The 4,999-nt window shown below is 61.1% G+C and carries 4 protein-coding genes and 4 tRNA genes; 4 read left to right on the top strand and 4 right to left on the bottom strand.

All coding sequences use genetic code 11. From position 1 onward, the window contains the following. Positions 1 to 107: 107 nt before the first annotated feature. Together JNL55_RS19160 and JNL55_RS19155 are read left to right on the top strand one after the other, a co-directional pair. Positions 108 to 866, top strand: a complete 759-nt coding sequence (locus JNL55_RS19160) for a hypothetical protein (protein WP_293857294.1) — start codon at positions 108 to 110, stop codon at positions 864 to 866. A gap of 16 nt (positions 867 to 882) precedes the next feature. Beyond that, positions 883 to 1,410 (top strand): hypothetical protein, encoded by a 528-nt coding sequence (locus tag JNL55_RS19155; protein WP_293857291.1) that lies wholly within the window; start codon positions 883 to 885, stop codon positions 1,408 to 1,410. 250 nt (positions 1,411 to 1,660) lie between these two features. On the opposite strand, the gene JNL55_RS19150 is transcribed toward JNL55_RS19155, so the two are convergent. The 4 genes from JNL55_RS19150 to JNL55_RS19135 form a co-directional block, all read right to left on the bottom strand. Beyond that, a tRNA-Lys gene (locus tag JNL55_RS19150) sits at positions 1,661 to 1,736 on the bottom strand. Between the two features lie 54 nt (positions 1,737 to 1,790). After that, positions 1,791 to 1,866, bottom strand: a tRNA-His gene (locus tag JNL55_RS19145). A gap of 132 nt (positions 1,867 to 1,998) precedes the next feature. Continuing rightward, a tRNA-Arg gene (locus JNL55_RS19140) sits at positions 1,999 to 2,075 on the bottom strand. 60 nt (positions 2,076 to 2,135) lie between these two features. Further along, a tRNA-Pro gene (locus JNL55_RS19135) sits at positions 2,136 to 2,212 on the bottom strand. 377 nt (positions 2,213 to 2,589) lie between these two features. Here JNL55_RS19135 and JNL55_RS19130 point away from each other — a divergent pair. Together JNL55_RS19130 and JNL55_RS19125 are read left to right on the top strand one after the other, a co-directional pair. Then, entirely contained in the window at positions 2,590 to 3,510 is a 921-nt protein-coding gene (locus tag JNL55_RS19130) for a glycine zipper 2TM domain-containing protein (protein WP_293857288.1), read from the top strand. A 29-nt stretch (positions 3,511 to 3,539) separates the two neighbouring features. Continuing rightward, positions 3,540 to 4,928 carry a M23 family metallopeptidase gene (locus tag JNL55_RS19125; RefSeq protein ID WP_293857285.1) on the top strand — a complete coding sequence of 463 codons (1,389 nt, stop codon included), beginning with the start codon at positions 3,540 to 3,542 and terminating at the stop codon, positions 4,926 to 4,928. Positions 4,929 to 4,999: the final 71 nt, after the last annotated feature.

Raw genomic sequence — 4,999 nt, 5'->3', positions numbered from 1 at the left:
TACTCGCTGGATTGCACCACGAGTACTCGTTGGCGCGCGCGTGAACAAGATCGACTCGGCCAAGAGCGTTCCGGCTGAGATAGTTGCGGACTACAGCGGGTGATGCGTTGCCTGGTAGGCCCTCGAAGGCGAATCATCTGTTGCGATACTTCCGCGTGCTGTTCAGCTGGGGCATGCGGCACGGTCACTGCAAGACCAATCCAGCGGAGGGTGCTAAGCAGGTCAAAGAGCGCAAGCGCCACGGCATGCCGGAACTCGACACCTATGAAGCCGTCTTGAAGTTCGCTCGCGAGCGCGGCTCACGACTGGCGCATACAAAGGGCAGCTCGCCGCCGTATCTGTGGCCGCTGCTGGAGATCAAGTACCTGTGCCGGATGCGCAGTATCGAAGTGGTCCGACTCACCGAAGCTCACGCAAGTGACTCGGGTCTCTATATCTCGCGCGCCAAAGGCAGCAACGACAACATCGTGAAGTGGACGCCGCGACTCAAGGCCGCGTGGGAAGCGGCACTCGCGGTGAAAGCCAAGACGCTCGCGCGTCGCACCAATCGTCGCCGGCCGATTCCAATCCGGCCCGAGCAGCGCTTCATCTTCATAAGCGAGTCAGGCACGCCGTTGACGCGCGCCGGCCTCGACAACGCCTGGCAGGATTTGATTCACGCGGCGATGGACGCCGAGGTCATCGCCCGCGAGCAGCGCTTCACGCTCCATGGTCTGAAGCACCGCGGTGTTACTGACACCAAAGGCAAGCGAGCCGACAAGAAGGAGGCGAGCGGTCACAAGACCGAGGCGATGCTCGATCTCTACGACCACGAGGTCGCACTTGTTGACCCTGCCATGTCCGGCGAAGCCGGCGGCCCCTCTTAGGAACGGGTACGCCATCATGGGTAACAATCCTCCAGGGGAGAAGCGTAGGCAAAGTGAGGAACTCACCAAGCAGGCGCTCGCCGATGTGTTGCGCGCTCGCTTCGTCGAGCGTCGGTTCCGTCAGACGGTCGTCGCGCCCAGCGCGGGCATCAGTCGAACCCATCTTCAGTCGCTGCTCCGTGCGGACAAGAAGGTTTCGCTCACCGTTTTCTTGGAGTTAAGCGTGGCGCTGGGCTTTGATGATGCCTGTCAGCTTCTTCGATGCGTTCTTGATCGCCGTGACCAGCTAGAACACAACGACGCCCGCCGAGTGTCGGTGGGCAACGTGCGAGAAGAGATTGACACGTACTTTCGCCACTTGCCGGCATTGCTCCAGCAGCAGGGAAAGTTCGCGCTCATTAAGGGGAAGGACGTCGCAGGGATTTTCGACTCGTATCGGGATGCGCTGACGGCGGGCTACCAGCGTTTCAAGTTGACCCCCTTTCTGGTCAAGCAGATCGCCGCAGTGGAGCGGGTTGGCATCCTTCCGCGAATTCCGCGCTGAGCGATGGATCGCGGTACGCGCGGCGTTCGCGCATCAAGCCTTGGTGTTTCGCCGCAAAATCGGCAGGTGAGCGTCAATCCGAGGAGTCGAAGGCTGGCTCGGAGCGTCGGCGTTTGTTGCAGTCACCGCGCCACGCGGGCCGATTTGTATAGAGGATTTATAGAGGGCGGAGATGTATAGAGAGTTTTATAGAGGCGGAAACTTCGTAGTCGCCTCGATTCTCTAAGTCGCGGATTTGACACCAGGAAAATGGTGGGCCGTATAGGACTCGAACCTATAACCAACTGATTAAGAGTCAGCTGCTCTACCAATTGAGCTAACAGCCCACGATATCCGTTAATCGTGTCGGCAGCCGGAAGAACACCGGTGCCTATAGAATTTGGGGTGGACGATGGGGCTCGAACCCACGACGACCGGAATCACAATCCGGGGCTCTACCAACTGAGCTACGTCCACCATTGTCCAATCCGCCACATCGCTGTGGCACCGCCCGGCGGGCCATCTAGGGTCCGTCCGTTGCGGGGCGCAGAGTATATACGAACTCTCCGCCAACACTAGAAGTTCGAGCGTTTTTTCCAGCCGCATCAATGGCGCGCCCGGCAGGACTCGAACCTGCGACCACCGGCTTAGAAGGCCGGTGCTCTATCCAGCTGAGCTACGGGCGCGTCGCGTCAGGCTTTTTAACCCACCGCGCGCCGAGCCCCAAGAAGCCAGCGGGAAGGTTGTGGTCGGAGCAGCAGGATTCGAACCTGCGACCCTCTGGTCCCAAACCAGATGCGCTACCAGACTGCGCCATGCTCCGACGGGACGCGCATGTTACCAGCTTGGCGTCAGGCCGCTACTGAAAGTGTCATTTTTAGTCTAACTAAATGATTTTCAAAAGGATGAAGCCGCCGCGCCTGGGGCGCCGTTGGCTTCTGCGGAGGGCAGGGCGCGCATCGGCCTGTGTCGAGGTGGAGCAGCTGACTCTTAATCCGTTGGTTATAGGCCCTCTGCGATGGGGCTGTGCGTGGCAAGAAATTGCTCGGCGCTCGCAAAGATCTGCGTTCGCATCGCGGCCGAGCTACGCAACTTCCTGCTTCCGGGATTTGTGAAATGCATGTCGAGGCGATCTGCCTCGATGACGTAATTTGCGCGTCACTTGCATAATGCGGCGCGCGCCGTTCAAGGATTCTCACCATGAAATCTCAGCACTTCGGTATGTATGTGGCCACCTGCGTGATGGCGGTGGCGCTAACCGGCTGCGCTCGCGAAGAAGCGGCCCCTTCATCGGCCAATGCATCGGCCAGTGCCTCCGATCAGTCGGCGGTAGAGAAGGCGGCTGAACTCGAAGCGCGCGAACAGGAGCTCGCGCAGCGTGAGGCTGAGGTCGCGGCCAAGGAAGCGGAGCAAGAGACGCTACGCCGCGCCGAGGCGGAAGCGGCTGAACGAGAAGCGTCGAAGGTTGCGGCCGCTAAGAAAGCTGCCGATGAAGCCGCCGCAAAGCGCGCGGCTGCGAAGAAGGCAGCTGAAGCACGCGCCGCTGCCGGAGCTGCCGTTGCTCAGAGCACGTCTCCGCCGGCGGTCACCGCACCAGCGCCGACACCTGTGGAAGTTCGTGCCGGCACGCAACTCGTCGTGGCGCTTGCGTCCGACATGACGACTAAAACCGCCAAGGTGGGCGACCGATTCGAAGCTCGCCTGGCGACGGCGTTGCACAGCGACGATCGTCTGGTCGCACCCGAAGGCTCGCGTGTCACCGGAACGATCACGGAAGTCGTGTCTGGCAGCAGCCAGATCGGCGCGGTTCCCGCGCTCGGCCTGCGCTTCGATCAGCTCGAACTCGCGGACGGCCGGCAGATGGCCATTCGCGGCGAGTTGCAGCAGCTCGGCACCAGCGAAAAAGGCGCTGACGCCGCCAAGATCATCGGCGGTGCCGCGGCGGGTGCAGTGATCGGTCATCAGATCAAGCACGGTAACAAGGGCAAAGTGATCGGTGGCATCCTGGGCGGTGCGGCCGGTGCCATGGTGGCAAAAAATACTGGCTCGGAAGTGCAGCTTCAGGCGGGCTCACAACTTACCATCGTGCTCGAACAAGGGTTCGTGGTCACCGCCCGGTGAGATTCCCACTGCTGAATTGAGGTCAATCGATGCGAACGTTTCTGGTCCTGCTCGCGCTACTCGCTGCTGGTGCTGGAGGTGCTTGGTATTACGCAGGCACGCTGCCGGGTCCGAAGGTCGAAATCCTAGAGCCCACCAAAGGGGTCGGGCAAAGCGGCCAGATGACGGTCGAGGTGACTACGCCGCGCGAGCTTTTGCAGCAGTTGGATGTCTGGCTCGAGCAAAACGGCGAGCGCAAAGCGACCTTGTTTAGCCTGAGCGACAGTGCATCGGCGGCGCAGCTCACGTCGCTGCCGGATCGGGTTCGCATCACTCGAACGCTGGGGAAACAGGACATCCCTGAGCTGCAGGCGGGCAGCGCTCGCATCGTAGTTAATGCTGCCGGCCCGGTGTTCTTCGGATTGCGAACGGCCTCCGCGGCGGCGGACCACGAGTTCGAAGTTCATCTGACTCCACCGCAGATCGCCGTGCAGTCGGTGCATCACTTCATCAACCAGGGCGGTTCGGAAGTGGTCGTGTATCGCACCGCGCCCGGCGTGAAGTCCGGCGTACGGGTCGGCGACAAGGAATATCCAGGGTTTCCCGCCTCCAGCGCCGGAATTGCCGGGGCCAGCCCGGACCTGCATGTGGCCTTCTTCGCGCTGCTGTGGGATCAGGATTCTGCGACCCCGATCAACCTGTTTGCGCGCGACGACTATGGCAACGAAAGCCGTGCCTCTTTCGACTACCGTGTGATCCCGAAGCGCTTTCGCCAGAGTCGCATCCCGCTGGATGATCGCTTCCTGGCCAAGGTCGTGCCGGCGATCTTGCAAAACACTGCGGATTTCAAGGTGCAAGATCCCGCCGATCTGCTGGCTTCATTCCTCGCGATCAATCGGGACCTGCGTCGGCAGAACAATGCGACCATCACTGAGCTTGCCCGCCACTCCGCGCCGCAGGTTCTGTGGAAAGACACGTTCAAACAGCTCGCCAATACCGCGGTCGAGGCGGGCTTCGCCGATCAACGCAGTTATATCTATCGCGACCAGTCGGTCGATCAGCAAACTCATCTGGGCTTCGACCTCGCGTCGATCTCCAACGCGCCGGTGCTGGCTTCGAATGCCGGCAGTGCGGTCTTCGCGGGCTGGCTAGGCATCTACGGTAATTGCGTCATCGTCGATCACGGCATGGGATTGCAGTCGCTGTATGCGCACCTTTCCTCCATCGGCGTGAAAGTTGGCCAGCCCATCGCCGCAGGCCAGGAACTGGGTCGGACCGGCGCCACCGGCATGGCCGGCGGCGATCACTTGCACTTCACCATGCTGCTCAATGGCAACGCAGTGACGCCGGTGGATTGGTGGAGCAAGCAATGGATCCAGGACCGGATCATTCGCAAGTTTCGTGAGGCCGACATCGTCGCTGCTGCTGGCAGCAACTAGCCCATCAGGCGGAGCGCAGCGCCTTCAATAGTAGCTGCGCTCCGACCACCATCATCAGCACATAGACGATG

The sequence above is a fragment of the Steroidobacter sp. genome (assembly GCF_016790065.1).
GTDB lineage: Bacteria > Pseudomonadota > Gammaproteobacteria > Steroidobacterales > Steroidobacteraceae > Steroidobacter.
This window is presented reverse-complemented; position numbering and strand designations above follow the sequence as displayed.